We start from the raw sequence: 25,402 nt of genomic DNA, 5'->3' as shown, positions 1-25,402 counted from the left end.
CACAAGGCCGCTCCTACAGGAGTGCGGTGGTCGTCTACCAACGCATCCTGACCCCCAGGCTACCAATCAACCCATTCAGGTCATTGTCATCCACATCGGAGCTGTAGTCGGCACTGACGAACAGCGCCACGTTTGGCGTCACCCGGGCCACCAGGCCCAAGCCCAGTTCAACCGTGGCGGCGCTGCGCGAGCTGGAGATCTTGTCGACCTGGTCCAGCTTCACCGGGTCGGCGTTGCTGAAGTCGTACCAGACGTTGGTGCGCACATAGGGTTCGATGGGCATGCCGCGCACTTCGTAGCGCGCCGACAGCCTGGCGCCGACCCGGCCGCTCCAGCTGGGCTGGCTGTCGAAGGCCTGCAGGGTTTCTTCCTGCACCTGGCTACCGGGGAAGAACTGCTGGTTGATCAACTGCGCCTGGGGCTCGATCACCCAGCCGGCGCCCAGGCCGATGGGGTAGCCGCCTTCCACCGAGAAGGTCATCGCGTGGCCGCTGTCGTCGAGCCGCTGGCCGGCCTGGGAGCGGCCGTTGACGTCGATGCGCGTGCCCATGGCCACGGCGTCCACGTGCCAGCCCTGCTCGTGGGTCATGCTCCAGTACACGCCCAGGCTCTCGCCGCTGAGGTTGACCGCGTCACGCTGCTTGTCGCCCAAAAGCGGGCGCATGCCGTTGAAGGTGCTCTGCAGGTTGTTGTGGCCGACGAAGATCCCCGCGCGGTGCACGTTGCCGCCACTGGTTTCACGCACGAACAGGTCCGGGCCGATCATCATCTGCTGGCTGGGCGCCTCCACCTGCGCCGGCGGCTGGGCGCCCTGGCGCGGCGCGCCGGGGAAGAACTGCGCCCACTGGCTGGCGATATGGTCGCCGTCGGGCTGGCCGTGGCGTTCACCCATGCGCTCGGAGAACGCGCTGAGCAGGCCCTGGTTGAGGCCGCTGGCGCTGACCGGATCGAGCGACAATCGCGGCACCTCGGGCTGCGCCAGGACAGGGGCGAAGGGTTCACCCTCCTGCGATTCGAAGGCGAAGGTTTCCACCGGGGTTGCCAAGAGCAGCGACGTGGAAACCGCACAGAAAAAAGCGTCGAAGCGCGAGGGATTCGAGGTGCTTTTCATGGCGGATCTCCTGTTGATGTATGAGATGAACAGCCCAAGACCTGGCCTGATGTCACGAGCTGTACGACAAGAACAGGGGGCGACCCAAACCAGCGCGCCAGCTTCTTGGAACGCGCACGAGGGCGCGAGCTAGAGGCCCGGCACGAGATTTTCCATCTGGTGATTACTGTTCAGCTAAGGAGAGGACGGCACTTGCGTCAAGAAATCGTGAAAGGATCGAAAAATGCCTGTTTGACCAATTAACTTATTGAATAATGACAAGTTTTAAGTCGGTATATCGACAATGGCGATTTCCCGCCGCGTGGCTATGCCGAATCGTTGCTACAACCGCACTTCCACCGCCAGCGGCAGGTGATCGGACAGGTGGGTCCAGGGCTTGTTGCTGAGGATTCTCGGCGCGTGGCTGTCGGCATTGCGCAGGTACACGCGGTCCAGGCGCAGCAGGGGCAGGCGGGCGGGGTAGGTGCGGGCGAGCAGGCCATGATGGCGCTCGAACGCCTCGTGCAGGTCGCGGTGCAGGTGCAGGGTACGGTTGCCGCGCAGCTGCCAGTCGTTGAAGTCGCCGGCGATGATCACCGGGGCGTCGGCGGGCAGGGCGTCGAGCAGCCTGCGCAGCAGTTGCAGCTGTTGCTGGCGGTGGCGCTCGAGCAACGACAGGTGCACGCAGATGGCATGCACCTGGCGCTGCCCGGGCACGTCCAGCACGCAGTGCAACAGGCCGCGGCGCTCGGGGCCGGTGATCGACACGTCGAGGTTGCGGTGCTCGATGATCGGGTACTTGGACAGCAGCGCGTTGCCGTGGTGGCCGTCGGGGTAGACCGCGTTGCGGCCGTAGGCGAAGTCGCTCCACATGCTGTCGGCGAGGAATTCATACTGCGAGGTCCGTGGCCAGCCGGGGTAGCGCGCGGCGTGGCGGTCGTGGCTGCCGAGCACTTCCTGGAGGAACACGATGTCGGCCTCGGTGCTGCGCACCGCCTCGCGCAGCTCCGGCAGGATGAAGCGCCGGTTGAAGGCGGTGAAGCCCTTGTGGGTGTTGACCGTCAGCACCTTGACCCGGTGCACGGCCGGGGCCTGGTTGACGTTGGCGAAACCTGGACTGCCGGCTTCGAGTTTCACAGGCGCTCCTCTGGGTAACGTGTGCGTCGTGGGAGCGGGCTTGCCCCGCGATGACGGCAGAGGCCCTATCGCGGGGCAAGCCCGCTCCCACGGTACAAATTAGGACCGGACGTCCGCTCCTGGGTTCACTCCTCCTCGCGCTGCAGCACCATCAGCAGCAACGACCGCCCCTTGACCTCGAACACCGTGTCGAACGCCAGGTGCTGCGGCTTGCGCAGCTCGGGCCGGTCGGTGTCCACCAGGCAGCTCCAGTAGTCGCCCTCCGGCACCGCCGGCAGGGTGAACGGCACCACGTCGTGGTAGGCGTTGACGATCAGCAGCATGGTCGCCTCGGCACCGGGCCGGGCGATGCCGCTGACCTGGGCGCGGCCGTCCATGAGCATGCCCAGGCAGCGCCCGTGCGGGTCCTCCCACTGCTCGACGGTCATCTCGCTGGCGTCCGGGGCCAGCCAGGTGACGTCCTTGACCCCGATCGCCTCGTTGTAGTCGCCGACCAGAAAACGCGAGCGCCTCAGGATCGGGTAGGCCAGGCGCAGGCGGGTCAGGCGCTTGACGAAGGCCATCAGCGCCTTGCCGTCCTCGTCCAGGTCCCAGTTCACCCAGCCGATCTCGCTGTCCTGGCAGTAGGCGTTGTTGTTGCCGTGCTGGGTGCGGCTGAACTCGTCGCCGGCGACGATCATCGGCGTGCCCTGGGCCAGCAGCAAGGTGGCGAAGTAGTTGCGCATCTGGCGCATGCGCAGGGCGTTGATCGCCGGGTCGTCGGTGGGGCCTTCGACGCCGCAGTTCCACGACAGGTTGTTGTCGGTGCCGTCCTGGTTGTTCTCGTCGTTGTCCTCGTTGTGCTTGTCGTTGTACGACACCAGGTCGCGCAGGGTGAAGCCGTCGTGGGCGGTGACGAAGTTGACCGAGGCGTAGGGGCGTCGGCCGCGGTTGTTGAACAGGTCGCCCGAGGCGGTGATGCGCGCGGCGAAGTCGGCGAGCATGCCTTCGTCGCCTTTCCAGAAGCTGCGCACGGTGTCGCGGAAGCGGTCGTTCCATTCGGCCCAGCCGGGGGCGAAGTTGCCCACCTGGTAGCCGCCCGGGCCACAGTCCCAGGGTTCGGCGATCAGCTTGGTCTGGCTGAGCATCGGGTCCTGGCGGCAGGCGACGAGGAAGCCGTGGCGCTCGCTGTAGCCGTCGTGATAGCGGCCGAGAATGGTCGCCAGGTCGAAGCGAAAACCGTCCACGTGCATCTCGCCGGCCCAGTAGCGCAGCGAGTCGGTGACCAGTTGCAGCACCCGTGGATGGCTCATGTCGAGGGTATTGCCGGTGCCCGAATCGTTGATGTAGAAACGCCGGTCGTCGGGCATCAGGCGGTAGTAAGAGGCATTATCGATGCCACGCATCGACAGAGTCGGGCCGCGCTCGTTGCCCTCGGCGGTGTGGTTGTAGACCACGTCGAGGATTACCTCGAGCCCGGCGTCGTGCAGGTGCGCGACCATCTCCTTGAACTCGGCGATCTTGCCGCTGGCCAGGTAGCGCGGATGGGGCGCGAAGAAGGCGATGCTGTTGTAGCCCCAGTAGTTGTTCAGGCCCTTGTCCAGCAGGTGCTGGTCGTTGACGAAAGCGTGGATCGGCAGCAGCTCGATGCTCGATACGCCGAGTTCCTTGATATGCGCCAGCAGCTCGTCGTTGGCCAGCCCCGCGAAGGTGCCGCGCAGGTGCTCGGGCACCGCCGGGTGGCGCATGCTGATGCCGCGGGTATGGGCTTCATAGATGATGGTGTGCTCCCACGGGATCGACACGCGCTGGTCGCGACCCCAGGTGAAGGCCGGGTCGATGACCTTGCACTTGGGCACGAACGCTGCGCTGTCGCGCTCATCGAACGACAGGTCGGCATCGGGGTGGCCGATGGTGTAGCCGAACAGCGCCTCGGACCATTTCAGCGTGCCCACCAATTGCTTGGCATAGGGGTCGATCAGCAGCTTGTTGGGGTTGAAACGGTGGCCGTTCTCCGGCTCGTAGGGACCGTACACCCGGTAACCGTAGACCAGGCCCGGGTGGGCGTCGGGCAGGTAGCCGTGGTAGATCTCGTCGGTGTACTCGGGCAGCTCGATGCGCTCGATTTCGTTTTCGCCGCTGGCGTCGAACAGGCACAGCTCGACCTTGGTGGCGTTGGCCGAGAACAGCGCGAAGTTGACCCCCAGGCCGTCCCAGGTGGCGCCGAGTGGAAAGGGCAGGCCCTCGCGAATGCGCGACGGGGCGACGGAGCGGGTCTTCTTCGGGGTGCGGGGGCTCATGGCGGTCCTCATGGTCCGGGGATAGGGATCGCGGGGCAAGCCCGCTCCCACGTTCTGATCGCGTCACATTCCATGGTGGGAGCGGGCTTGCCCCGCGATAAGGCCGGTACAGGCTTGCAAAAGCCTCAACCAGCAGCAGGCTTCTTCGCCGCTCGCGGTTTTTTAGCCGCAGCAGCCGGCTTCACGCCTGGCAACGCCGCCACCTTGGGGTCTGCCGGTGGCTTGGGCTTGGCCGCGGTCTTCTTGCGTGGTGGCGCCTTGGGGGCGAGCGCCTCGGCTTCGGCCAGCTTGCGCGCCTTGTCCCAATGTTCCTCCTCGCGCCCCTCGGGCTTACCCTCCGACTCCCAGATCTGATAGGCGAACTCGCGAATACGCTTTTCTTCGACACTCATCTCGACGCTCCTGAATGCAGTTAGGCATGTTCAATCAACACATTGACCGGAAACTCCATCAGCACGGTGCTCAACATCAGCTCCCTTGAAGGGGTGACAGCACCGCCGCCGAAAAGTCCCGAACAGTTGGCAGGCGACAAGGCAAACGGCAGTACAAGCCGGGTATCGTCCCAGTTCGGAGCCGGGATCAACGGGGTGGCGGCCGCGCCCAGCAGCGCGCTGGCCAGCCGTGGTACGACGATGATGGCGCGTTCGCCCTGGCCCAGGCGGGCGAAGGCCAGCACTTGGTTGGCGTGGCGACCCTGCACGGTCAGCGGCAGGTAGGCGCCGCGCTGGAACAGCTCGGGATGGGCCTGGCGCGCGTCCAGCACGCGGGCCACCAGGGCCTGCTTGATGCGGCCATCGCGCCAGTGGGCGAGCAGCTCGGTCAGGGGGGTGCCGTCGTCGAGGCTGGCGCGCCTTGCCGGGTAGTCCACCGGGCGGCGGTTGTCCGGGTCGACCAGCGAGAAGTCCCAGTACTCGTTGCCCTGGTACAGGTCCGGCACGCCGGGCGTGGTCATGCGCAGCAGGCACTGCACCAGGCCGTTCAAGGCGCCAGGGCATGCCAGGCGGCGCGCCGCCTCGTGCAGGGACTGACGCAGCTGCTGGTTCTCGTCGTCCAGCAGCAGGCCGTCGACATAGGCCGCGCAGGCCTGCTCGTAGCGTTCGTTCGGCGCGGCCCAGCTGCTGCGCAGCTTGGCTTCGCGCAGGGCCTTGCGCTGCCATTGACGGATGCGTTCGGCATAGGCGCGCAGGGCCGGTGTGTCATGCAGGTCGAGGGACAGCGGCCAGCTGCCGAGCAAAGTCTGCAACAGCAGCAGTTCGTCAGCGGGGCTGGGGGCCTCGCCGTCGTCCAGCGCTTCGCGCAGCGGCGCGGCCAGCTCGCGCCAGTGCTCGACGCGGCTGGCCAGCCAGGGACCGTGCTCGCTGAGCACGGCCAGGCGCGCCCGGCAGTCCTCGCCGCGCTTGTGGTCGTGGGTGGCGGTGGCCAGCAGGTTGTCGGGGAAGTCGCGCAGGCGGCGCTGGGCCTCGTTGTGGAACCAGGCCGGCGCGGCGCTGAAACGCTCGGCGTCGAAGCCCACATCGTTGCGCGACAGCAGGCGGGCCGAACGATAGAACGCGGTGTCCTCGACGGCCTTGGCGGCGCTGGGCGCGGTCAGTTGCTGGAAGCGCACGCAGGCATGGCGCAGGTGCTTGCGCGGTCGGCCCGGCGGCAGGCGGCGCCACGGCTGGCCACCGAGCCAGCGCTCGAGCTGCTCGAGCAGCGGCCAGTCGGCTTCACCCAGCGACTGTCGCGCCCCGGCCAGCGCCTGCTGGAAAAACGCCTCGTCCTCGGCGGGGCGGCCACAGGCGTTGATGTAGGTGCGGTACACCGGGTAGTGCTCGACCAGCGCCTGCAGCGCCCGGCGAATGGCGCCGAGGGTGAGGTCGCGGGTCATCAGGTCGTCGCGGGCCACCTGCAGCAGGGCCTGGGCCACCGACTCGCAGTCGCCGGCCAGGCTGGCGTTGAGCACCAGATGGCGGGCCGTGCGCACCTCCTCGGCGAATTCAGGGCGCTCGCTGACGGCGCTCCACAGCTCGCCCAGCGGCCCCTCGCCGGCGGGATCGTGCTGCAGCAGCGACACCTGGTTCATGAACTCGTAGCCGGTGGTGCCGTCGGTGAGCCAGTCACGGTGCAGGTGTTCGTCGGCGCCGAGGATCTTCTCCACATAGATCGGGAAGTGCGCCAGCGCGGCATCCAGCGGCCGTCGCGCCAGCAAGCGGTCGACCCGGCGGCGCAGGTTGCGGCAGTAGCGGCGCGGGTCGGCCAGGCCGTCGATATGGTCGATGCGCAGGCCGTCCACCAGGCCACGTTCGATCAGCTCGAACAGCTTGGCATGGGTGGCCTCGAACACCACCGCGCGTTCCACGCGCAGGCCGCCGAGTTCGTTGATGTCGAAGAAGCGCCGCCAGTTGATGTCGTCGGCGGCAGTGCGCCAGCTGGCCAGGCGGTACGTCTGGCGTTCCAGCAGCAGGTGCAGGTGCTTGAAACCGGCCTCGGTGCGGCTGTCGAAGGCGCCGAGGGCCGATTGCAGGTTCGCGCCGGCAGCGCTCAGGCGGGCCAGTTCGCGGTGCAGGGGCAGGGCCTCGGCCAGTGGGTCGTCGGCCTCGCCGAGGGCGCTGAAGTGCGCGGCCAGTGCCTGCAAGCGTGGGTCCCCGGCCTGACCGAGGATGCGCCCGTAGTCCAGCGGGCAGATCGGGAAGCGATGTTCATGGTGGGCCACCTCGAAACGCCCCTGTGGCGCGTCGAAGGTCAGCGGGATCTCGCCGTTCTGCAGGGCCGCGCCGTAGTCGCTGCCAAGGAACGGCAGTAACAGCTGCCCGGCCAGCAACGGGTCGCTGGAATGCCACTGGATATCGAAGAATTCCGCATAGGGGCTGCGCCGCCCCCAGGCCAGCAGGCTCTGCCACCAGGGATTGTCGGCGCCGCCCACGGCCATGTGGTTGGACACGGTGTCGAGGATCAGTCCCATGCCGTGCTGGCGCAGGGCGGCCACCAGGCGTTCGAGCGCCGCCTCGCCGCCGAGCTCGGGGTTGACCCGGGTCGGGTCGACCACGTCGTAGCCATGCCGGGAACCGGCGCGGGCGGTGAGGATCGGCGAGGCATACAGGTGGCTGATGCCAAGGCGGGCGAAGTAGGGCACCAGCGGCACCGCGTCATCCAGGGTGAAGTCGCTGTGCAGTTGCAGGCGCAGGGTCGCGGTCAAGGGTTTCATCGATCACGCTCCCAGGCCTGTTCGCGGGCCTGGGCCAGCAGCTCCAGGCGGCGGGCGGCGTCCTCGTCGTCGAGCAGGTCGCGTACTGGCGCCTGGAAGCGCCGGCGCCAATTGGGGTGGCCTTCGGTGGTGCCGGGCAGATTGGCTTGCTCGTCGCTGCCCAGCAGGTCCTCCAGCGGCACCAGCACCAGCGGCGCGCGGGTATGGCCAACATAGCGGATCGCCGCATCGATCAGCGCGTCGTCGCCGCGCAGTGGCCCGTAGTTCTGCTCCAGGGTGCGGCGCAGGCCATCGCGTTCCAGGGCCCGGGTATGGCGCCAGTGCAGTTCGGTGGCGGCGTCGATCAGTTGCAGGCGATGGCTCCAGTCGATGTCGCGGCCTGCCAGCCAGCCGGCCAGGGGCGCCAGGTCATGGGTGCCGGTGGTGGCCAGGGCGTTGTCCGGCCAGTCGAGGATCGGCTTGAACTGCCCGGGCGCGGCCTGCTCGAACGGCAGCACGCGCATGCCCAGCACGGCCTTGTCGGCCAGGCGTTCGCGCAGGCCCTCGGGCACGGTGCCCAGGTCCTCGCCGAGGATGATCGCCTGGTGCCGCGCCGACTCCAGCGCCAGCAGGCGCAGCAGGTCGTCCAGCGGATAGTCCAGGTAGGCGCCTTCGCTCGGCTTGGCGCCACGGGGGATCAGCCACAGCCGGCGCAGGCCCATCACATGGTCGATGCGCAGGCCGCCGGCATGGGCCAGGTTGGCCCGCAGCATCTCGATGAAGGCGCGGTAGCCGTTGCGCCTGAGGCCCTCGGGGGAGAAGGCGCAGATGCCCCAGTCCTGGCCGGAGCGGTTGAGGATGTCCGGCGGCGCGCCGACCTTGAGCTCGGCCAGCAGTTCGTCCTGGCGGCTCCAGGCCTGGCTGCCGGCGCCGTCGGCCCCCACCGCCAGGTCGGCGATCAGACCCACCGCCATGCCGTTGCCGCGCGCCGCGTCCTGGGCCCGTTGCAGGCTGCGTTCGGTCAACCACTGGCAGAAGGCGTGGAACTCGACCCGCGCCGGGTAGGCGTTGGCGAAGGCCTCGACCTCAGGGTGATAGGGATCGTGCCAGGCCTTGGGCCAGCGGCGCCAGTCGGCGCCAAGGCCCGTGCTGACCGCTTCGGCCTGCAGCACTTCGAAGCGGCAATGGTGCTCCAGCTGCTCGCCGGCGCTGGCGCGGAAACTGTCGAAGTCCTGGCGAAGCGGGTGCTCGCCCTGGCTGAACTGCCGGTAGAGCGCCTCGAGCAGGCGCAGGCGGGCATCGGCGGCCCGTGGCCAGTCCACCAGCGCCTGCTGCTCCAGCGTGTCGAGAGTCGCCTGCAGGTCGCAGGCCTCGATGGCCATGCGCACCTCGCGCTCGCCAAAGACGACACCGGGGCTGGCGTAGAGCACATTACGCAGCAGCCGGCTGGAGGGCGAGTAGGGGCTGAAGTGGCGCTGGTCGAACGCCGACAGGGCGTGGATCGGGCTGATCGCCAGGGCATCGGCGCCGCGCTCGGCGGCGTTGCGCGCCAGTTGCTCCAGGGCCAGGCAGTCGCCGTAGCCGCCGTCGCCGGGGCGACGCAGGCTGTACAGCTGCGCCGCGATGCCCCAGCAGCGCGGCGGTTGCTGCTCGACGCGGTCCTCCAGGGCATGGCAGCGCGGCGGCGCCACGGCCACGCTGAAGCTGCGGCCATCGATGTCCACGCGGTGGTAGCCCAATGGCAGCTCGCCCGGCAGGCGCGCCTGGGCGTCCAGGGCCAGGTTGCGCTGGCTGCCGTCCTCCAGGGTGCAATGTGCCTGGCGACCGGCGCTGAAATAGCGCTGCAGGTCCAGGGGCTGGCCGACATCGACGGTCAGCAGCGGCGGCAGGTGTTCGCTGTCCTCGGCCTGCTCGACGGCGCGCAGGCTGGCGGCGATGGCGGCGGCATCGTCGGCCGGGTGGCCGAGGCCTGCTAGCACCCGGCGCAATGCCTCGTCGCTGACCTGCTGCGGGCGGTTGTTGGCGTCGATCCAGTCGCGGGCCAGGCCGACCCGCGCGGCCAGGCGGTGGAGGGGCTGTTCGCTCATGGCGTCTCCTGGTCGGGGGGCAGCAGGCTGACCACGCAGCTGTGCGCGGCAAGGGTCGAATCGGGGTGGGCGTTGTCGCTGCTGTCATACAGGCGCCGTTGCAGGGCGGGCAGCGCGACCGGCTGGGGCTGGGCGGCGAGGTTGAGGTCGATGCGCAGCTCGCAGCCGTTGCCCAGGCGCCAGCGGGCGGTCAGCGCCTGGTCGCCGAGCACCTCGGCGCCGAGGGCGCGGGTGCCGGGCAGGTACGCGATGATATGGCGCCGGCGCAGGTCGAGCAGTTGCTGGTACAGGCCGTGCCAGCCGGCCAGCACATCCTGGTGCCGGGGCCGGGACGAGGTGAAGGTCGCCTCGGCATTCGGGTCGGGGATCTGTTCGCGTTTGTGCGGGTCGGCAAAGGCGTCGAAATGGGCGAACTCGCCGCGCCGCCCCTCACGCACCGCGTCGGCCAGCTCATCGTGAAAGTCGGTGAAGAACAGGAACGGCTCGCGGCTGCCGTCCTCGTCGCCCATGAACAGCAGCGGGATCATCGGCGCCAGTAGCAACAGCGCGGTGGCAGCGCGCAGGGCCGGCGGCGGGCAGAGGCGGGTAAGGCGTTCGCCCAGGGCGCGGTTGCCGACCTGGTCGTGGTTCTGCAAAAACAGCACGAAGGCGCTCGGTGGCAGGTGGCCGCTGGGTTCGCCCCGTGGCGTGCCGTGGCGGTCGGGCTGGCCCTGGAACACGAAGCCTTCGGCCAGGCAGCGGGCCAGCTGGTCGATCGGCCGGTCCTTGTAGTCGGCGTAGTAGCCTTCGGTCTCGCCGGTCAGCAGCACATGCAGGGCGTTGTGGCCGTCGTCGTTCCACTGCGCGTCGAAACCCTGTTGCAGCAGCCCGGCCTGGTTGTGCTCGTTTTCCAGCACCAGCCATACGTGGCGGCCCGGCTCCACAGCCGCGCGTACCCTTTGTGCCAACTCGATCAGGAAGTCGGGCTGGTCGATGGCGTGCACGGCATCCAGGCGCAGCCCATCAAAGCGGTAGTCGCACAACCACATCAGGGCGTTCTGGATGAAGTACTCGCGCACCTGCGGGCGACGGAAGTCGATGGCTGCACCCCAGGGAGTCTGCCGATCCTCGCGAAAGAATGGGCTGGCGTACTGCTGCAGGTAATTGCCGTCGGGGCCAAAATGGTTGTACACCACATCGACCAGCACCATCAGCCCATGGCCATGTGCCTGGTCGACCAGCTCACACAATTGCTCGGGACTGCCATAGGTGTTTTGCGGCGCATAGGGCAGCACGCCGTCGTAACCCCAGTTCCGCTCGCCAGGGAACTGTCCCAGCGGCATCAGTTCGACGGCGCTGATGCCCAGTTCGGCCAGACGCGGCAGGTGCCGGGCCACCCCGACATAGCCGTCGAGCAAGCCGACATGTAGCTCCTGGATGACCGCCTCGTGCCAGGGGAGGCCTTGCCAGGGGTGTCGCCAGGCGTAGCTGGCCACATCCACCACCTGGCTTGGGCCCTGTACGCCATCGGGCTGGTAGCGCGAGGCCGGGTCGGCCACCTTCAGTGCACCGTCGATACGGTAGTGGTAACGGTCACCGGCCCGGCACGGGGCCACGCCGGTGTACCAGCCGTCACCGTCGGGCAACAGCTCGATCGCCGGCTGATGCTCCAGTTCCACGCTCACGCTGCGCGCATCCGGCGCCCAGAGGGCGAAGCGCGCCGACGTGGCGTCCAGCAGGTGTGCGCCATGCTTGTGCATCGCCAGCTCTCCGCTCAGTAGTGGACGTGCTGCGCCTGCTTGACCAAGTCCTCGTATAGGCGTGCATAGGGCTCCACCGCCTGGCACCAGTTGAACGGCTGGGTCATCGACAGGCAGCGCATGGCGTTCAGCAGGTTCTTCTTGCCGTACACATAGAAGGCGCGGGCCAGGGCCTCGCGGTAGCTGTCGACGGTCGAGTCGTCGAACAGAAAGCCTGTTACACCGTTCTCGATGGTGTCGGCCAGCCCGCCGGTGTTGCGCGCCACCGGCAGCGAGCCGTAGCGCTGGGCGTACATCTGGCTCAGGCCGCAGGGCTCGTAGCGCGACGGCATCAGCAGGAAATCGCTGCCTGCGAACATGCGCCGGGCGTCGGTCTCGTTGAAGCCGATGCGCACGCCGATACGGCCCGGATGACGCAGGGCCAGCTCGCGCATGGCCTGTTCCTCCTCGGGTTCGCCGCGGCCGATGATGGCGATCTGGCCGCCCTGCTGGACGATGTAGTCGGCCACCCCCAGGGTCAGGTCCAGGCCTTTCTGGTAGACCAGCCGCGACACCACGGCGAACAGCGGCCCGTCCGACGGCTCCAGTTCGAACAGCTCGCGCACCTGCTGGGCATTGCGTGCCTTGCCGGCCCAGTCGTTGAGGCTGAAATTGTGTTTCAGGTGCTGGTCGGTGGCCGAGTCCCAGCTTTCGTCGATGCCGTTGGGGATGCCGCCGAGCAGCCCTTGCTGGGCCTTGCTGGCGAGGAAGCCGTCCAGGCCGCAGCCGAACTCGGGGGTGGTGATCTCCCGGGCGTAGGTGGCGCTGACCGTGGTGATGTGGCTGGAGTAGGCCAGGCCGGCCTTGAGGAATGACAGCTTGCCGTAGAACTCCATGCCTTCCTGCTGCATGGCGTGGTCGGGGATCGCCAGCTCCGGGCTGCAGCCGCGGCTGTACACGCCCTGGTAGGCCAGGTTGTGGATGGTGAACAGGGTCGGCGTGCTCAGGCCGCGCCAGTGCATGTAGGCCGGGGCCAGCCCGGCCGGCCAGTCGTGGGCGTGCACCAGGTCGGGGCGCCAGTGGGCCATGCCTTCGCCGGCGGCGATTTCCGCCGCCGCCAGGCCCAGGCGGGCGAAGCGGATATGGTTGTCGGGCCAGTCGCGGCCGTTGTTGGCGCCGTAGGGCGTGCCGTCGCGCTGGTACAGCTCGGGGCAGATCAGCACGTAGATCACCAGGCCGTCGGCCAGGTCCATGCGCCCGATCTTGCACGGTGGCAGGGCCGCGTGGCCGCCCAGTTCGCCGACGAGATGGATGGGGTTGTCGCTTTCCATCACCTGGCGGTAACCGGGGATCAGCACCCGCACGTCGTGCAGGTGCGCCAGGGCGCGGGGCAGGGCGGAGGACACGTCACCCAGGCCGCCGGTCTTGACCAGGTCGGCGATCTCCGAGGTGACGAACAGGATCTTGCGCTTGTTCGGATTGTGCTGGCGCTGGGCGCCGGGTGCCTTGACTGTCGGGGCGAGCGCCGATGGCAGCGGCTCGCGGCTATCCGGGTTGAATGACTCTACGTGAGGTTCGACAGCGGCACTGATCATACTTCTCTCCGTCCCTTGTTCTGGTGTGTGCTTAACGTTGGCTCGTGGGTGTGCTCTCTGATCGTTGTTGCATCTTCGTAGTGCGGTCCTTGCCCCAGATTCGTGCGCGCAGGCACGGCACGTTCGGCATTCCGGCCGAAAGACGTATGGACTGGTTGGGGTGGGCGGGCCTGACGTGAGGAAGTCCTTTTGCGTCGGCCCACTTAAGTCCTGACCTGCCCGTGTTCTGCAAAGTTCGACTTTTTTACGTCACTTTTTTATGAGCAAAACGCGGGCCGAAACTGGAGTGTAGGAGACGAAATGCGAGAAAAGTGACCCGTTGGTCATTTTTCTCGAGGGCGTTTGTCCGCGCAAACGTTGGCTAGTTGTTGCAAAATATGAGGGTCGCAGCGCAACGCAACGGGTTCGACCCGCGACGGGCGTGATACGGCAACAGGAAAGGTCGTCAGCGAGAGGGTGGGAGCCAGGGCGCTCCCACACGGGATGGGTGGATCAGAGACCGGCGGCCTTGCCTTGCACGCGGGCCTGCTCCAGCAGCAGGTTCAGCTGGGCGACCTGCTGGCGCAGCTGGTCACGTTCGTCCTTCAACTGGCGCAGCTCGTCGCGGCGCACGGTGACGTAGAGGGTCTGGGTGGGAGTGGCTGGCATCAGGGTACCCATGGCACACCTCGCATGGCTGGTGACAATTTGAAGCGTAGTCGCTTCGCGCGGCGCGCATTCTGAATTCTTCGCAGGCCCTTGGGAACTTTTTTGTTTATCGTTGTCGCCCCGTTCGTCGGTGAACCCTACGCCAGAACGCTGGACTAATCTGAAATCGTCAATTGTTGTAAAGCAAAACCAACGGGAGCGTCGTCACATGCAACTGGGAATCATCGGGCTTGGCCGCATGGGCGGCAATATCGCAAGGCGCCTGATGCGCGCAGGTCACAGCACTGTGGTCCACGATCGCAACCGCGAAGCCATCACCACCCTGGAAGGCGAAGGTGCCGTGGGCGCCCACGACCTCGGTGCGCTGGTGCAGAAACTCAAGGCGCCGCGGGCAGTGTGGGTCATGCTGCCGGCGGGTGAAATCACCGAGCAGACCATCGCCCAGCTGGCCGACCTGCTCGAGCCGGGCGACGCCATCATCGATGGCGGCAACACCTTCTACAAGGACGACGTGCGTCGTGCCGCCGAGCTGGGCAAGCGTGGCCTGCACTACCTCGACGTCGGCACCTCCGGCGGCGTGTGGGGCCTGGACCGTGGCTACTGCATGATGATCGGCGGCGAGAAGGCGGTGTTCGAACGCCTGGAGCCGCTGTTCAAGGCCCTCGCCCCGGGCGTTGGTGACATTCCGCGCACCCAGGGCCGCAGCGGCGAGCACGAGCGCGCCGAGCACGGCTACATCCACGCCGGCCCGCCCGGTGCCGGCCACTACGTGAAGATGGTGCACAACGGCATCGAGTACGGCCTGATGCAGGCCTACGCCGAAGGCTTCGACCTGCTGCGCAGCAAGGGCGGCCCGGAACTGCCGGAGGACCAGCGCTTCGACCTGAATGTGGCCGAGATCGCCGAAGTGTGGCGCCGTGGCAGCGTGGTCACCTCCTGGCTGCTGGACCTGACCGCCGACGCGCTGGTCGCCGACCCGCAACTGACCGAATTCAGCGGTTCGGTGTCCGACAGCGGCGAAGGCCGCTGGACCATCGACGCCGCCGTCGAGCAGGCGGTGCCGGTGCCGGTGCTGTCCAGCGCGCTGTTCGCCCGCTTCCGCTCGCGCCAGCAGCAGGGCACCTACGGTGACAAGATCCTTTCCGCCATGCGCCTGGGCTTTGGCGGCCACGTCGAGAAGAAGAAGGACTGAATGAACAAATCGACCATCCCCGCTGCGCCGCCGTGCACCCTGTTCCTGTTCGGCGCCAGCGGCGACCTGGTCAAGCGCCTGCTGATGCCAGCGCTGTACAACCTCAGCCGTGACGGCCTGCTCGATCGCAACATGCGTATCGTCGGGGTCGATCACAACGCCGCCACGGCCGAGGCGTTCGCCGAGCGCCTGCATGCCTTCATGGCCGAGCGTGACGCCGGCAAGTGCCTGGACGAAAAACTCTGGGCACGCCTGGCCAAGCGCCTGGACTACCAGACCGGCGATTTCCTCGATCCGCAGACCTACCAGGCCCTGGCCCGGCGCATCGACAAGACGCGCCACGGCAACGCCATCTTCTACCTGGCCACCTCGCCACGCTTCTTCCCCGAGGTGGCCCAGCGCCTGGGCGATGCCGGCCTGCTCGACGAGTCGGGCGGGGGCTTTCGCCGGGTGGTGGTGGAAAAGCCCTTCGGCACTGACCTGGCCAGCGCCGAGGCGCTCAACGCCCGCCTGCTCAAGGTGATGAACGAGCGGCAGATCTACCGCATCGACCATTACCTGGGCAAGGAGACCGTCCAGAACATCCTGGTCAGCCGTTTCTCCAACGGCCTGTTCGAATCGTTCTGGAACAATCATTACATCGACCACGTGCAGATCACCGCCGCCGAGACCGTCGGCGTCGAGACGCGCGGGGCGTTCTACGACAACACCGGCGCCCTGCGCGACATGGTGCCCAACCACCTGTTCCAGCTGCTGGCCATGGTCGCCATGGAGCCGCCGGCGGCCTTCGGCGCCGACGCCGTGCGCGGTGAAAAGGCCAAGGTGATCGGCGCCATCCGCCCCTGGTCGCAGAAGATGGCCCTGCGCAATTCCGTACGTGGCCAGTACAGTGCCGGCAAGCAGGGCCGCAAGCAGCTGCCCGGCTACCGCGAGGAGGCCAACGTCGCCCCGCACAGCCAGACCGAGACCTACGTCGCCCTCAAGGTGATGATCGACAACTGGCGCTGGGCCGGGGTGCCGTTCTACCTGCGCACCGGCAAGCGCATGAGCGTGCGCGACACCGAGATCGCCATCTGCTTCAAGCCGGCGCCCTACGCGCAGTTTCGCGAAAGCGAGCTGGAGCGGCCCAAGCCGAACTACCTGAAGATCCAGATCCAGCCCAACGAGGGCATGTGGTTCGACCTGCAGGCCAAGCGCCCGGGGCCGGAGCTGGTGATGGAGAATGTCGAGATGGGCTTCGCCTACAAGGACTTCTTCAAGATGACCCCGGCGACCGGTTACGAGACGCTGATCTACGACTGCCTCACCGGTGACCAGACCCTGTTCCAGCGTGCCGACAACATCGAGAACGGCTGGCGCGCGGTGCAACCGTTCCTCGATGCCTGGGCGGCCGAGGGCGGCGAGGTGCACGGGTATGCGGCGGGGGAGGATGGCCCCGAGGCCGGCGACGAGCTGCTGGCGCGGGACAAGCGCGAGTGGCATACGCTGGGGTGACGCCAGCGGAGATAGCGACCTGCCGCCGTTGCAGCACGGCGGCAGGATTTCAGAGCAGCCCTACAAGGTAAACGACAGCGCCGAGAACACCATCCCGCCACTGCCCGCCCAGCCCATGCAGAACTGGCCTGGCTCGGCTTCGCCGCGGCTCATGGCATCAAAGATGCCGAAGGGAATCGACGCGGTAATGATGTTGCCGGTCTTGTGCCCGACGTGATGCAACTTGTGATCGACGCCGATCATCTGGCCAATGTGTTCCCACATCTTTGGCGAGCCGGTATGGATGAACACCTTGTGCACGTCGTCCGCGCTGAGTTTCTGCAGGTTGAAGACTTTGATCGCTTCGTTGCGCCCGTCTTCATGCAAGGCGGCGGCATAGGAGTTGAACTGGTACTGGCCACCGGTCGGTTCGATCTTGGCGATATCGGCCTCGTTGCAGAACAGCTTCCAGTCCGGCAAGGAGATCGTCGACAAGTCACTCAGGTCGGGCCTATTGATATAGGAGAACTTGAAGTTCCCCGGTGCCTCGTTACTCAGGATGGTGACGACGGCGGCCTCGCCAATGGTAAAGCTCGGGAACTTGTAGGCCAGTTCGGCCGACGACTGCAACGAGAAGTTCTTGGGCATCACCGGCCCGCCTTCCGACATGCCGAACTCCATGTTGACGATGGCGGCGTAGCGGATTTCACCGGCTTGCATCTTGCTGTTGATGACGTCCATGGCCGTCACCCAGCCGTTGCAGGCATCGACCACATCGAAGTTGCGGCAGTTCAGGCCCAGCGCCTTGGCGATGAAGGTACTGTTGGCCGGCTCGATGAAGCCGCGGGTGACATTGGGATAGATCAACAGGTCCAGGTCGGCCTTGCTGATATTGGCCTGGGCCAGCGCCGCGTCGAACGCCGTTTCCATGAGTGCCATCGGCGTCTCGTCAGCCGCCAGCCAATGGCGGGTGTCGCTGCCGCTTTTTTCCAGCAACTTGCCGATGGTCTTCAAGGTTTTCGGCAAGTCCTCCTGGAAGGTGTCCCTGGAGTGTTGTTCGACCAGGTCGATGACGTCCTGGTTGGTGACTTGGCGTGACGGCAGTATTGCGGAAAGTCCGACGATCTTCATATAACGTCCTTGTTGAGGGGGTTGATCCTGCGCGGTATATGCGCATGAGTGGAGGCGTGCTCATCCGTGTAAGCAGCCAATGGCCTGATGCCAGTCGGTTAAACGAAAGGGGCTGCGTAGCAGCCCCGGTGACGCCAACTGACCGGCATATTTCTAGCACAGGGCAATGTCCCACCCATGCCGTGGATCAATGTTCTTGCGTCTCGCCAGCGGCATGCGATTGAGCGTGTAGATCAAATCCTATGCGGCTGGGGGCGTGGTATTGCACATCACTTGGGGCATTCACTTAACGCTCTCGGTCGGACATGCAAGTGCAACTGTATGGTTAACCAAAGAAGTACCGCCGTCTAGGAGCAGGCTACTGAAAACTGGTGGAAAGCTTTATTGCGATGGTCATACTGGCTGGCGACGGTGCCTGTGGTTATTGCTTTTACTGCAGCACCAATAGGCGGTAGTGAGATTTCAATGGTTTTCAGACAGATGCTAGTGCTCTGCCTCGGAAATGCGTTCTGTTTTGGTGAGCGGCAACGCCGGCCGCGCGCCCAAGACCCTGCAAAAAGTGAACAGCTTATTTTCGAGGTAGGACACTAGAGTGGTAATGGTATGATGGGGTGAGTTATTTTCTGGAGGCTAATGTAAAGTATTTTAGGCCTCAATTTAGTCTATTTTCCAACAGTTGTCTTCGTTCTCTAATACTCCTCCATGGTTGGTTAAGTCCCCTGCGCGCGCAACGGGGGATCCCGCTATCATCATTAATGATGAACCGCTTACTATCACTGCTCCACAGTCAAGGTGATCACCCACGCAAGCAACGGGCCGGTTATTGATGGTAACTGACTTCGCTCCACTGGTAACGGTCGTGAGGCCACAGCGTGGGCAATTGTGCGAGTGGCCGACTAAAATTATGGCAGGCATATTGAATGGCTCAAGGTTTATAGTGAGAGGGAGTGCCGTTGAGAAAGGAGTCGAATAATAAACGATCCTCTTCCATCTTCTTCATTTCTGCGGTTGAATAGCGGTAGTATTTTCTTGGTGTCGCAGGTGTGCTGTGTCCTGGAGGGAGGTCAAAGCGGCGCATCCACAAATTACTTGTGCGGACGTTGAGACGAATTTCGCCTGAGGTGGAACCATAATGTAAAGAGCCGATGTTGGTGACCCTGAGAGGTTTAATAACTTCGTTCACTTTTACGTATAGCTCTGGTAGAGGATTTGTGTCCGACTTTCCTAAGGCTGGCCAGTTGCCAGCTTTGATGATTGTGGTGGGGGCGTCCTCTGTAATTATTATACGTGTGTCTTTGAGTAGCTCTGTGAGTGGTTTCTGGATAGTCAGTGAGCTGATCCAGTCATTGTTAATGTAAGTGTACCAATTCAATCCTACGTAGCCGGTGCGCCAGCTTTCATTTGTAATGAGTAAGCTTAAGTCTACGCCTCTATATGCGCTCAATATTTCGCGTTCGGTGTGCTGGTAGTTTTGATGTTCATGGCAGTTCTGTATGCCAAAGCCTGCGCTGCCGTGTAGCGGCTCCAGCAGACGGCATAGGGATTTTATCAGTGTGTCGAAGACGCTTGCATTTTCTCGCAGTGCGTCGATAGGTAAGTAAACTCTAACAACGCTCAGTGCATGATGAATCTGTTCAAACCAGTCGGCTGGTGAGAATGCTTGAAATAAAAAATCACCCGTAGTGTTAAAGCCTTTCGCGGAAGACCACATGAATGATACTGGTTCTGAAGGGCTTTCAGAACAAGTATAGGTTATGCATTTTTGCTTAATTGTGGCGCTGAATTCATGTGTTGTAATAGTTTCACCGCCCATGTAACCCCAGTTAAGTTTCTCCTCGTAAAGCTGGCAGTAGATCTTGAATGCTTCGGCGATCGCCATCCGCTTTAAGGGGGTGTATGCACCTTTCATGTAGAAGGCGGCAACAATTCCTACCTGGACAACAGGTTGGTCGTCGTGTGCTTCATCTGCATATACAAGATCCCAGTGGTGTTTGTCGAAATTTTCAAAAAAATCAATTTCAGTCATGTAGTTTCTCCGGAAGATTTTCCCAAATTACGTAGTTTTGAAGAGTGGTGGACTGATGGCGTTGGTAAGTATTCCATTGCTCTATTTGAATAGTTGATGTTTGATTGCCTGTAGTGGAGGCTGGAAGGTCATTGGCGGTTGCGAAAGCGGGTGAAGCTGCACCCGCTCCTAATATTCCAGTAATTAATTCTTTGGGCGAAATATTTAGCAATGGGGCGATGCGGACCGCCTGGCCGCCAGCATGCGCAACTAACGCACTCCCCTCAGAGGCCGCTGCCACAGGAGTTGCTGCGATCGCCATCATTGCAGCACCTACCGCAACAAATGGGGCGGCGAGGGTAAGTTCAATCCCGGCCATAGCTCGTCGATTTTCAATCGAAGAAACGTTTTTAGGCGTGGCGCTCAACTGTGGTCCGGAAGCTGATGGCTGCGAAGTTAGTAGCCTTATGGCTAGCGCATGCTCCGCATCGATCTGGCCGATTAGCAGCTTGTGTTTTTCAGCGGACGCCCTCGATGCCAGGCTCATGACCTGGCCAACCGGTCGGTATACGGGTTCGCTAACATTGGCTCTTACCCATTCACGCCATTTCTTCTTATCCCCAATTTCGCACTGCTTTGTTTCGAGCAGTCTCAGGTTTCCGGGGTCTCCTGCAATCCGTTGGTAAGCCAGTTGTTGAGCGGGTGACAAGGTATCGCCTGGAAATTTCATCTCTATCACAGATAATAGATTTTTTTGGCTGTATTGAAGTTTTCCTGGTTGTTGGAATGACTTCAGTCTTACGACGTCTGGTATTCTTACGAGCCCTGTGAGTCTTTTTTTTGAGTCTGGCTGAAAAATCTCCGTTTTAGTCGGAAAAATGCTAGATAGGATGGACTCTAGCTCAGGCTTGCTTAGGAGGTCTGTTTCGATCTTTAATGTTGGGAAATTTCCAAGTAATTTGTTTGTTATTTGTTGGTACTGTGAGATGGGGAATGTGCTAGGGCGGAACGGTTCTCGTTCGCTCATTATGGGTTGTGGTGGGCTTACAGTCATGTTGTACCCTACCTCTCCGCAGTAAGGGAATTTATAACGGAAGGAGATATTGTCAGCTCTTATGAGTTGCGATACGGTACGTTGGTACATGGGCCGACTGTCTTTCGCACGTCTGAATGGCGTGTTTTTTGCGTAGGCCGCTTTCTCGCATAGATACCAGAGGTCGAAAGGGTTTGTTACAGGAAGTGGGGTTCCGGTCGCTGTAAGCTTGGTGGTCGTACGCCTTTCTCCAGTGGGGGTGGAGGTTGTTTTTAGGGGTGGTGTGCTGGAGTTCATTTAGGAACCTGATTTTTTCTTAGGTTTTGGCAAAGTCGAGATCTGCAACTGAGAAACTGTCCCAATAGGAGGCTTCGATGATCAGCGTGTCATCGGGGTTGTGAAGTGCTTGGGCATTGATGATCTCTGTCTCGGCTGAGATGACTGTTTGTGTTCTACCATTTCCATCTGTAATGCCTCGGAAAATATGCCCGCTCTCTCTACGTATTTCGTAAGGGTGACCAATCAGCGGCTCTCCAGATTCGGCGCTTTCCAAAAAGAAAAAAGCCTCAAGACTGCCTGTTGCTGGCTTGCCATCACCTATCCAGGAAATATCGCCGCGGCCATCGCATGGAACACTTATTTCTCCTTTTATTGTGATTGATAATCCCTCGATGCTTACACCAGAGTCATCTAGTGTGATGCGCCCTCCCGGGCTTTGTAATGTGATGCTCTGGCCCGCGCTGACTTTTAGATGCTGAGTGAGCTGCTCGATTTCGTGGTCTGCTTTAAGTGTGAGTTTTCCTAGCGTGTGGTGAATTGTGTTGCCTTCAGTTAAAGTGTGGTGATTGTTTTTTGTTTTTTCGTGGCGATCATTGCCAACCGTGTCAGTTTTATTTTTCTGGGTGATGGATTCGTAGTTTCTGCCAGTTTGACGGATGTAGTCTTGGTTGGTGCGCTGGATTTTGTCGTTTCCAACGTTATTTTCATCGTTTCTTTCAATGTGACAGTATCTGTTGTTGCCAATTTTTAAGGTTTCATTATTTACAACCTCCTCATTGCGGTCATTGCCGACAACGGTGCTTTCGTTGTTCTTGACGACGTTGTTCTGGTCCTTTTCGGCATGGATGAATACCTCCTGCTTGCCCAGTTCATCCTCAAAACGTAGTTCGTTGAAGCCTTTGCCCTTGTGGGTCTGGCTCTTGATGGTCATGCGGGTCTTATGATCGGGCAGGTCGTAGGGTGGCAACTGGTCGCCGCAATAGGTGCGCCCGGTGATCATGGGTTGGTCAGGGTCGCCGTTGACGTACTGGATGATCACATCCTGGCCAATGCGCGGAATGGCCATCGAGCCCCAGCTTCCCCCGGCCCATCCTTGGGACACGCGGACCCAGCACGAACTGAACTCATTGTTCTGGCTCTCCCTATCCCAGGGAAAACTGACTTTGACCCGGCCCCATTCGTCGCAGTAGATCTCCTCGCCGGGTGGGCCGACCACGGTGGCCATGTGCGGGCCATCGACGCGGGGCTTTTCCTGTGGAGCAGGGCGCCACTCGACCCGGCCGGGAACCAGTACGGCGGTTTGCGCGTAGCGCGTGCCCTGATCGGTGCCGGCGACTTCTTCCTGCAGGCTGGTGAACTGGCTGCCCTCGTGGGTGATGGTGCTCACCCGCCAATGCACGTTCAGGTCTTCGCGTGGGTGGCCTGTGAGGGTGAAGCTCAGGCCTGGCTGCAGGCGCACATCGTCGCCCGTGACCTCGGCAATACGGACATCGTGGCGCAGACCAGTGATGCGGTTTTCGGTGAAGGGTTTGCCGACGGCATCGCGCTTGTAGCGGCCGGGATAGTCGAAGCGTTCGTAGTCGGTGGACTGATGTTCAAGGTGGCGGCCGAATGCTCTGTGCTCCTGGCGGTAAGCCGGGTTGGTGAAGGTGTAGTCGCGCTGCACCTGGCGGGCAGTACGGACCTGCTCGCTATAGCACAGGCGATGCAGGCATGGCTTAGCCTGGTCGCCACCGCTGTTGGCCTGGTACAGCACGGTGTAGGGCTTGGCGGGGGCATCGTCATCGACGAAGCCTTCCTCGTCGTCATCTGCATTGCACGTGATGTGGCCTAACGTCAGCAGCCGGTCAGTGATGATCAGCGTGTGGTGTTTTTCCGTGTGCTCGAATCGGTAGATAAGGCCTTCTTCGGCAGCGATGCGGGCGAAGAAATCGAGGTCGCTTTCACCGGCCTGAACACAGAACTCCCGGGTGTGATAATCGAAGCCTTTACCGAACCGGTACTGGACGATGCCTTGGCGCTGGAGGATCAGGTCAAGAATCTGCGGGGCGGTCTTGTGCTGGAAGATGCGCCAGTTCGAGCGCAATCGGGCGCGGGCCAGCTGTGGCTCGACCAGGGCGTGGTAGTAGGTGCGGTGAAAGCCGCTCTCTCCCTGGCTGAAACGGCTGACCAGGCCATGGACATGCCGCACGGGGAGTTCGCCGCGCCAGATGGTGAACAGCACGGGCTTGTCGAGCAGGTGGCCAAAGTCGACATCATCTTCGAAGCTGATCAGCTTCAAGGCCAACTCGAAGGGTTGGCTGATCCCTTCCTTGAGCTCGAACGACACCACTTCGAACTCGGCTTCACCAACCAAGGGTTGGAAGCTGTAACGCAGATCGGATTGGCTGGGCATGTGCACTCCTTTCCCGGTCCGACGGTTGCCCAGGAGGGCACCGATAGTGAAGTAAGAAGACCGTAAAGAGAGCTAAAGAGAATGTATTGCCGGCAAATTCCGTATGGTGCGTGGGAAATTTCCTAAGTTGGCGATATGAGAACCGGGCAAGAGGTCATCTCGCGATGAGTGGCAGCCCAAAACCAAAGCTAACTCCTACCCTGACGGGGTGTGACAGTTGGCGCATAGGCGCACAGTTGAGCAGGGCCGGCTTGCCGGAAGCGGGGTGTCACTCGTCGGAACAAGCACACCTAACTTGGCATCCAACCTCAGACCCACCCACCAGAGGATGCCCGATGTCCGCACCGATCGAAGGCTACGCCCTCATCGGCAACTGCCGTAGCTCCGCCCTGATCAACCGCGACGGCGCCCTCGACTGGCTGTGCCTGCCACGCTTCGATGCCCCCGCGGTGTTTGCCGCGCTGCTGGGCAACGAGGAAAACGGCCGCTGGCGCATCGCCCCCAGCGACCCGGTCGAGCACAGCACCCGCCGCTACCTCGACGACACCCTGGTACTGGAAACCACCTGGACCACCGCCAGTGGCCGCGCCCGGCTGCTCGACTGCATGCCCCTGGGCGAGCGCAACGCCGTGCTGCGCATCGTCGAGGGCCTGGCCGGCGAGACGGCCTTCGAGATGGACCTGGTGCTGCGCTTCGACTACGGCCGCAGCGTGCCCTGGGTGGAAAAGATCGACCCGCTGACCCTGAGCGCCGTCGCCGGCCCTGATCGGCTGATCCTGCGCAGCAGCACCGAAACCCATGGCCGCGACCACCACAGCGTCGCCCGTTTTCGCGTGCGCGCGGGGCAGCGCCAGGTGTTCAGCCTCTGCCACCAGGCCTCGCACCTGCCCGTGCAGCCCGATTGCGACATCGACCACGACTTCGAACAGACCCTCGAGCAGTGGCGGGCCTTCGCCGCCCGCTGCCCTGATGTCGGGCCTTACACCGACCGTGTGCGTCGTTCGCTGTTGACCCTCAAGGCCATGACCTACGCACCCACCGGCGGCATGGTCGCCGCCGTCACCACCTCGCTGCCCGAGCGCGTCGGTGGCGAGCGCAACTGGGACTACCGCTACTGCTGGCTGCGCGACGCCACCATGACCCTGCTGGCGCTGATGAACCTGGGCTATTTCGACGAGGCCCAGGCCTGGCGCGAATGGCTGCTGCGCTCGGTGGCCGGCAACCCCGAGCAGATGCAGATCATGTACGGCCTGGCGGGGGAACGTGACCTGCCCGAATTCACCTTGCCCTGGCTGCCGGGTTACGAAGGCTCGCAGCCGGTGCGGGTCGGCAATGCCGCCGCCGGCCAGTTGCAGCTGGACATCTACGGCGAACTGGCCGACGCCATGACCCAGGCGATCAAGGGCGGCCTGCCGCGCCACCCGCGTAGCGCGGCCATCGCCCGTGCGATCCTGCCGTACCTGGAAGGCATCTGGCGCGAGCCGGACGAGGGGCTGTGGGAGGTGCGGGGCGGTCGCCAGCACTTCGTGCACTCCAAGGTCATGGCCTGGGTCGCCTTCGACCGGGCGGCGGGCCTGGCCGACACCACCGAGGAGGGGCGTGAGCGCAGCCGGCATTACCGCCAGGTGGCGGACGAGATCCGTGACGAGGTCTGCCGGCGCGGGCTGGACGCTGGCGGCCGGCACTTCGTCCAGGCCTACGGCTCGACGGAGCTGGACGCGAGCCTGCTGCAGATTGCCCTGACCGGCTTTCTGCCGGCCGACGATCCACGCTTTCTGCGCACCCTGGAACAGATCGAAAGGCGCCTGCTGCGCAACGGCCTGCTGCTGCGCTACGACAGCGACAGTTGCAGCGACGGCCTAACGCCGGGGGAGGGGACGTTCCTGGTGTGTTCGTTCTGGCTGGCGGATGTGTATGTGCTGCTGGGGCGGCAGGACGAGGCGCAGGTGCTGTATGAGCGACTGACGGGGTTGTGCAATGACGTGGGGCTGCTGGCCGAGCAGTACGACCCGGCGGGGAAGCGCATGCTGGGGAATTTTCCGCAGGCGTTCAGCCATATCGGGATCATCAATACGGCGTTGAACCTGCACCGGGCGCAGTGTCCGGTGCGGGATCGGGCGGGGAGCAGTTGATGGAGAGAAAATAGGGTTGCCTTTGCCCTGGTTGCACTCCAG

Annotated in this window: 17 protein-coding genes; 3 read left to right on the top strand and 14 right to left on the bottom strand. The window is 63.5% G+C overall.

Annotated features, from left to right (window positions below; all coding sequences use genetic code 11):
* Nucleotides 1-34 precede the first annotated feature (34 nt).
* The 9 genes from K2O50_RS17435 to K2O50_RS17395 all read right to left on the bottom strand — a co-directional run bounded on the left by K2O50_RS17435 (nucleotide 35) and on the right by K2O50_RS17395 (nucleotide 13,732).
* Nucleotides 35-1,111, bottom strand: a complete 1,077-nt coding sequence (locus K2O50_RS17435; protein ID WP_050706471.1) for an autotransporter outer membrane beta-barrel domain-containing protein — start codon at nucleotides 1,109-1,111, stop codon at nucleotides 35-37.
* A gap of 321 nt (nucleotides 1,112-1,432) precedes the next feature.
* Nucleotides 1,433-2,227, bottom strand: coding sequence for an endonuclease/exonuclease/phosphatase family protein (locus K2O50_RS17430; RefSeq protein WP_050706470.1), 795 nt, complete (start codon nucleotides 2,225-2,227; stop codon nucleotides 1,433-1,435).
* A 125-nt stretch (nucleotides 2,228-2,352) separates the two neighbouring features.
* On the bottom strand, nucleotides 2,353-4,506 hold the full coding sequence (gene glgX / locus K2O50_RS17425; RefSeq protein ID WP_050706469.1) for a glycogen debranching protein GlgX: 2,154 nt from the start codon (nucleotides 4,504-4,506) through the stop codon (nucleotides 2,353-2,355).
* Nucleotides 4,507-4,631: 125 nt separating this feature from the next.
* Nucleotides 4,632-4,898, bottom strand: a complete 267-nt coding sequence (locus K2O50_RS17420) for a DUF2934 domain-containing protein (protein WP_050706468.1) — start codon at nucleotides 4,896-4,898, stop codon at nucleotides 4,632-4,634.
* A gap of 20 nt (nucleotides 4,899-4,918) precedes the next feature.
* The gene (locus K2O50_RS17415; protein ID WP_050706467.1) at nucleotides 4,919-7,693 is read right to left on the bottom strand and encodes a malto-oligosyltrehalose synthase; all 2,775 of its coding nucleotides are present in this window, start codon (nucleotides 7,691-7,693) and stop codon (nucleotides 4,919-4,921) included.
* The gene (gene malQ, locus K2O50_RS17410) at nucleotides 7,690-9,759 is read right to left on the bottom strand and encodes a 4-alpha-glucanotransferase (protein WP_050706466.1); all 2,070 of its coding nucleotides are present in this window, start codon (nucleotides 9,757-9,759) and stop codon (nucleotides 7,690-7,692) included. Before malQ ends, K2O50_RS17415 begins: the two co-directional genes overlap by 4 nt.
* Nucleotides 9,756-11,498, bottom strand: coding sequence for a malto-oligosyltrehalose trehalohydrolase (gene treZ, locus K2O50_RS17405; protein ID WP_050706465.1), 1,743 nt, complete (start codon nucleotides 11,496-11,498; stop codon nucleotides 9,756-9,758). Before treZ ends, malQ begins: the two co-directional genes overlap by 4 nt.
* A 14-nt stretch (nucleotides 11,499-11,512) precedes the next feature.
* A complete protein-coding gene (gene glgA, locus K2O50_RS17400) occupies nucleotides 11,513-13,072 on the bottom strand; it encodes a glycogen synthase GlgA (protein WP_050706464.1) in 1,560 nt (519 codons plus the stop codon).
* 492 nt (nucleotides 13,073-13,564) lie between these two features.
* The gene (locus K2O50_RS17395; protein WP_220037411.1) at nucleotides 13,565-13,732 is read right to left on the bottom strand and encodes a DUF6026 family protein; all 168 of its coding nucleotides are present in this window, start codon (nucleotides 13,730-13,732) and stop codon (nucleotides 13,565-13,567) included.
* 196 nt (nucleotides 13,733-13,928) lie between these two features.
* Here K2O50_RS17395 and gnd point away from each other — a divergent pair, with 196 nt between their 5' ends.
* Nucleotides 13,929-14,912 (top strand): phosphogluconate dehydrogenase (NAD(+)-dependent, decarboxylating), encoded by a 984-nt coding sequence (gnd, locus tag K2O50_RS17390; RefSeq protein WP_050706463.1) that lies wholly within the window; start codon nucleotides 13,929-13,931, stop codon nucleotides 14,910-14,912.
* Nucleotides 14,913-16,406: a glucose-6-phosphate dehydrogenase gene (gene zwf / locus K2O50_RS17385; protein ID WP_050706462.1), complete on the top strand. Its 1,494-nt coding sequence runs from the start codon at nucleotides 14,913-14,915 to the stop codon at nucleotides 16,404-16,406.
* Nucleotides 16,407-16,466: 60 nt separating this feature from the next.
* Here the strand turns inward: zwf and K2O50_RS17380 are convergent, their stop codons facing one another.
* The 5 genes from K2O50_RS17380 to K2O50_RS17360 all read right to left on the bottom strand — a co-directional run bounded on the left by K2O50_RS17380 (nucleotide 16,467) and on the right by K2O50_RS17360 (nucleotide 23,228).
* Entirely contained in the window at nucleotides 16,467-17,516 is a 1,050-nt protein-coding gene (locus tag K2O50_RS17380; protein ID WP_050706461.1) for a 3-oxoacyl-[acyl-carrier-protein] synthase III C-terminal domain-containing protein, read from the bottom strand.
* 657 nt (nucleotides 17,517-18,173) lie between these two features.
* Entirely contained in the window at nucleotides 18,174-18,431 is a 258-nt protein-coding gene (locus K2O50_RS17375; protein ID WP_082337802.1) for a PAAR domain-containing protein, read from the bottom strand.
* A gap of 10 nt (nucleotides 18,432-18,441) precedes the next feature.
* Nucleotides 18,442-19,542: a type VI immunity family protein gene (locus K2O50_RS17370; RefSeq protein WP_082337801.1), complete on the bottom strand. Its 1,101-nt coding sequence runs from the start codon at nucleotides 19,540-19,542 to the stop codon at nucleotides 18,442-18,444.
* Nucleotides 19,535-20,665, bottom strand: a complete 1,131-nt coding sequence (locus K2O50_RS17365; RefSeq protein WP_162232976.1) for a VRR-NUC domain-containing protein — start codon at nucleotides 20,663-20,665, stop codon at nucleotides 19,535-19,537. Before K2O50_RS17365 ends, K2O50_RS17370 begins: the two co-directional genes overlap by 8 nt.
* A gap of 205 nt (nucleotides 20,666-20,870) precedes the next feature.
* Nucleotides 20,871-23,228: a type VI secretion system Vgr family protein gene (locus K2O50_RS17360; RefSeq protein WP_220689919.1), complete on the bottom strand. Its 2,358-nt coding sequence runs from the start codon at nucleotides 23,226-23,228 to the stop codon at nucleotides 20,871-20,873.
* A 335-nt stretch (nucleotides 23,229-23,563) separates the two neighbouring features.
* On the opposite strand from K2O50_RS17360, the gene K2O50_RS17355 reads away from it, so the two are divergent.
* A complete protein-coding gene (locus tag K2O50_RS17355) occupies nucleotides 23,564-25,360 on the top strand; it encodes a glycoside hydrolase family 15 protein (protein ID WP_050706459.1) in 1,797 nt (598 codons plus the stop codon).
* Nucleotides 25,361-25,402: the final 42 nt, after the last annotated feature.

This window comes from Pseudomonas sp. 2hn (assembly GCF_019646095.1).
In the GTDB taxonomy this organism is placed as follows: domain Bacteria; phylum Pseudomonadota; class Gammaproteobacteria; order Pseudomonadales; family Pseudomonadaceae; genus Aquipseudomonas; species Aquipseudomonas peradeniyensis.
The sequence above is the reverse complement of the archived record's forward strand: the minus strand, read 5'-3'. Positions and strand labels throughout refer to the sequence as shown.